Origin of the sequence: Pseudomonas sp. PA-4-8C (assembly GCF_021606625.1) — a bacterium.
GTDB classification, from domain to species: domain Bacteria; phylum Pseudomonadota; class Gammaproteobacteria; order Pseudomonadales; family Pseudomonadaceae; genus Aquipseudomonas; species Aquipseudomonas lactis.
The window spans coordinates 1-4,358 of the sequence record NZ_WKCD01000371.1 but is presented as its reverse complement, the minus strand read 5'-3'; the positions used below and the strand labels follow the sequence as shown (position 1 = coordinate 4,358).

5 protein-coding genes are annotated in these 4,358 nt (G+C 59.3%); 1 reads left to right on the top strand and 4 read right to left on the bottom strand.

The window, feature by feature from the left end; genetic code table 11:
• The 4 genes from GIW04_RS28285 to trmJ all read right to left on the bottom strand — a co-directional run.
• A partial coding sequence (locus GIW04_RS28285; protein WP_236479433.1) for an aminotransferase class V-fold PLP-dependent enzyme occupies window positions 1-892 on the bottom strand: 892 nt, incomplete at its 3' end.
• Between the two features lie 50 nt (window positions 893-942).
• Complete coding sequence (iscR, locus tag GIW04_RS28280; RefSeq protein ID WP_003194020.1) at window positions 943-1,434, bottom strand: Fe-S cluster assembly transcriptional regulator IscR; 492 nt, start codon at window positions 1,432-1,434, stop codon at window positions 943-945.
• Window positions 1,435-1,721: 287 nt separating this feature from the next.
• Complete coding sequence (gene cysE / locus GIW04_RS28275) at window positions 1,722-2,507, bottom strand: serine O-acetyltransferase (RefSeq protein WP_003194021.1); 786 nt, start codon at window positions 2,505-2,507, stop codon at window positions 1,722-1,724.
• A 2-nt stretch (window positions 2,508-2,509) separates the two neighbouring features.
• Window positions 2,510-3,280 (bottom strand): tRNA (cytosine(32)/uridine(32)-2'-O)-methyltransferase TrmJ, encoded by a 771-nt coding sequence (gene trmJ / locus GIW04_RS28270; protein WP_120248561.1) that lies wholly within the window; start codon window positions 3,278-3,280, stop codon window positions 2,510-2,512.
• A 145-nt stretch (window positions 3,281-3,425) separates the two neighbouring features.
• Between trmJ and suhB the strand changes: the two genes are divergently transcribed.
• Window positions 3,426-4,241 (top strand): type III secretion system regulator SuhB, encoded by an 816-nt coding sequence (gene suhB / locus GIW04_RS28265; RefSeq protein WP_120248560.1) that lies wholly within the window; start codon window positions 3,426-3,428, stop codon window positions 4,239-4,241.
• Window positions 4,242-4,358 lie beyond the last annotated feature (117 nt).

Sequence of the window (4,358 nt, the reverse complement as noted above, 5' to 3'; positions counted from 1 at the left end):
GTACACGGGCGGTCATGCTGCCGTTGATGTACAGCTCTTCAAGGTTTTCGACCTGCTTGTAGAAGCGGTCACTCAGCGCCTTGATGCGCACGTTTTCGGCAGCCATGTCTTCCTTGGCTACACGGAAGGCTTCGCCCATGCCGACGATCTGGTGGGTTGCCAGGGTGCCCGAACGCATGCCGCGCTCGTGACCGCCGCCGTGCATGGTGGCTTCGATGCGCACGCGAGGCTTGCGGCTTACGTAGAGAGCACCGATGCCTTTAGGGCCGTAAGTCTTGTGGGCAGAGAACGACATCAGGTCGACTTTCAGCTTGGACAGGTCGATATCGACCTTGCCGGTGGACTGAGCAGCGTCGACGTGCAGCAACACACCCTTGGAGCGGGTGAGTTCGCCGATGGCGGCGATGTCATTGATGGTGCCGATTTCGTTGTTCACGTGGATCACAGAAACCAGGATGGTGTCTTCACGCATCGCAGCTTCGATCATGGCCGGGGTGACGATACCGTCGGTGGTCGGCTCGAGGTAGGTGACCTCGAAACCTTCACGCTCCAGTTGGCGCATGGTGTCCAGGACAGCCTTGTGCTCAATCTTGGTGGTGATCAGGTGTTTGCCTTTGGTCGCGTAGAAATGCGCCGCGCCCTTGATAGCCAGGTTGTCGGACTCGGTGGCACCGGAGGTCCAGACGATTTCGCGCGGGTCGGCATTGACCAGGTCAGCGACTTGGCGACGAGCGTTCTCGACCGCTTCCTCGGCTTTCCAGCCGAACACGTGGGAACGGGAGGCCGGGTTGCCGAAGTTTCCGTCGACCAGCAGGCATTCGCTCATTTTTTGCGCGACACGCGGATCAACCGGGGTGGTCGCTGAGTAATCAAGGTAAATCGGCAATTTCATGGACTTTCTCCTAAATCAGGCTGGCTGGCGTGCCGTTAGCTCTTCGGCTGTCACTCGACGGCGGACGCTTCAATCTTGTCCAGACGCGGCGCCTTGGTGTTGCAACGGCGCTGGTCCTGACGCTGGGCTACTTCTTGCACCTCACGGCGAGTCACAAGATCAGCCAAGCTGATACCACTCAAAAACTCATGGATCTGCAGGCTCAAGTCACACCACAAGTGGTGCGTCAGGCAGGTGTCGCCGGCATGGCAATCACCCAAACCCTGGCATTTGGTGGCATCGACGGATTCGTTGACCGCGTCGATCACCTGAGCCACCTGAATGCCCTGCATGTCGCGGGACAACTGATAGCCACCACCCGGACCGCGAACGCTGGAAACCAGATTGCTACGGCGCAATTTGGCGAACAACTGCTCGAGGTAGGACAGGGAAATGCCTTGGCGCTCGGAGATATCGGCCAGGGACACCGGCCCAGTTTGCGCGTGCAAGGCCAAGTCGAGCATGGCGGTCACCGCGTATCGGCCTTTTGTAGTCAGTCTCATGGACAAGTACCAAGGTGTTTCAGAATGGGAGCAAGTATGCGATTCCCGAGTATTTAAGTCAACTATAAGACCTAGTACTTTAGTCAGGATTACCCGTAAAAAGGGCGCGCGAATCATAGCAGGATGGGGTCGGATCGAACAGCGCAACCAGGCCTGCTGCAAGACCACTGAGCCAATGGAGATCAAATGTGGGAGCTGGCTTGCCTGCGATAGCTATCTATCAGCTAGCTTATAGGTTGCTGGCCCGCCGCAATCGCAGGCAAGCCAGCTCCCACAGTGGACCACGCTCAGCCTGCCTTGGTGGTAGCGGTTTCGTCCTTGATCTCAGCAAAATCCTCTTCGCGCAGCTCAGGCAAGTCTTTGGCACAGTACGGGCTGCCCAGCTCCTTCAGCGCCCCGCACATACCCTCCAGCTTGCCATCCACCGCCTGCAGATGATCAAGCAATTGACCAATCGCACGAGCCACCGGGTCGGGCATGTCTTCACTGACGCCATAGGCATCAAAGCCAATCTTCTCGGCCATGGCCTTGCGCTTGGCCTCTTGCTCATCACCGACTTGTGGCTTGACGATGATCCGGCCCGGAATGCCCACAACCGTGGCACCCGGCGGCACAGCTTTGGTCACTACCGCGTTGGAGCCAACCTTGGCGCCGGCACCCACGGTAAACGGCCCGAGCACCTTGGCGCCCGCCCCTACCACCACGCCATCGCCCAGCGTTGGGTGGCGCTTACCCTTGTTCCAGGTGGTGCCGCCCAGGGTCACGCCTTGATAGAGGGTGACGTCATCGCCGATCTCAGCCGTTTCGCCAATCACAATGCCCATGCCGTGATCGATAAAGAACCGGCGACCCACCTTGGCACCCGGATGGATCTCGATACCGGTCAACCAGCGCCCGAAGTTCGATACCAGCCGCGCCAGCCATTTCCAGCCCATGCCCCACAGGGCGCCGGACAGGCGGTGGATCCAGATCGCATGCATGCCCGGGTAGCAGGTCAGCACTTCAAAGGCGTTGCGCGCCGCCGGGTCACGGTGGAAAACACTTTGGATATCTTCTCGCAAACGCTCGAACATTTTTAATCCTTCCGCTTAAGAAGCTCACCACGGGCCGCTTTCTGGGTTTCCGTGAGGATGCCACGCAATATGTTCATTTCAGCCCGGCTCACCGAGCTGCGGCCGTACAAGCGACGCAGGCGCGCCATCAAGTGCCGTGGCTTTTCAGGGTCGAGGAATTCGATGGCGACCAGGGTTTGCTCCAGGTGCTCATAGAACCGTTCCAGCTCGTCCATGGTGGCCAACTCGCCACTTTTGGTTGAGGCAACCTCTTCCTTTTCCACTTTGCTCGGCTGGCCGGCAGCAGCCAGCCAGGCCATGCGCACTTCATAAGTCAGCACCTGCACCGCCGCCCCGAGGTTCAGCGAACTGAACTCAGGATCTGAGGGGATATGCACGTGGTAATGACATCGCTGCAGCTCTTCGTTGGTAAGGCCGGAGTCTTCACGGCCGAATACCAAGGCGATTTCAGCACCGCCAGCAGCCTCTTCCACCATTTTGGTGCCGCATTCACGCGGATCCAGCAGCGGCCAAGGGATACGCCGATCACGGGCGCTGGTGCCGAGCACCAGATTGCAGCCGACCAGGGCTTCCTCCAAGGTGGCGACCACCTGGGCATTTTCAAGCAAGTCATTGGCGCCGGACGCACGGGCATCAGCCTCGTGGTGCGGGAATATCCGCGGTTCGACCAGCACCAGGCGCGTCAGCCCCATGTTTTTCATGGCTCGCGCCACCCCGCCGATGTTTCCGGGATGACTGGTATTGACCAAGACGACACGAATGTTTTGCAGCAAGGGAGGCGCTCTCGGACACAGGAAAGGGGAGCAAATCTTACAGAACCGCCTAAGGTTATGCCATGAAAGCGAACGTCGTCCTTCACCTGAAGAAAGTTTCTGCTAGAATGCTCGGCTTTCTTTAACAACCTTAGGTGACCTATCCATGCAGCCCATGCTGAATATCGCGCTGCGCGCCGCCCGCAGCGCCAGTGAATTGATTTTCCGCTCCATCGAGCGCCTGGATACCATCAAGGTCGACGAAAAAGACGCCAAGGATTATGTATCCGAGGTGGATCGCGCCGCCGAACAGAAAATCATCGACGCTCTGCGTAAGGCCTATCCTACCCACGGCATCCTCGGCGAAGAAACCGGCCTGCACAAAGGCAGCGGCGAAGGCGAAGACTACCTGTGGATCATCGACCCACTGGATGGCACCACCAACTTCCTGCGCGGCATCCCGCACTTTGCCGTGAGCATCGCCTGCAAATACCGTGGCCGCCTGGAACACGCCGTTGTGCTGGACCCGGTTCGCCAGGAAGAATTCACCGCCAGCCGTGGTCGTGGTGCCCAGTTGAACGGCCGCCGCCTGCGTGTCAGCGGCCGCGCCAGCCTGGACGGCGCCCTGCTGGGCACCGGCTTCCCGTTCCGCGACGACCAGATGGACAACCTGGAAAACTACCTGGGCATGTTCCGCGCCCTGGTTGGCCAGACCGCCGGCATCCGTCGCGCCGGTGCAGCCAGCCTGGACCTGGCGTATGTAGCCGCCGGTCGTTTTGATGCGTTCTGGGAGTCGGGCCTGTCAGAGTGGGACATGGCTGCTGGCGCCCTGCTGATTCAGGAAGCGGGCGGCCTGGTGAGCGACTTCACCGGTGGTCATGACTTCCTGGAGAAAGGCCACGTCGTGGCTGGCAACACCAAATGCTTCAAGGCAGTACTGACGGCGATCCAGCCGCACCTGCCGGCTTCGCTGAAGCGTTAAGCGAGCGAGCAAAAAAAAGCACCCCACGGGGTGCTTTTTTTATGCCTGGGATTTAGCAAAAAACCAATTCCAACTGACTCAATACAATCCAATGTGGGAGCTGGCTTGCCTGCGATG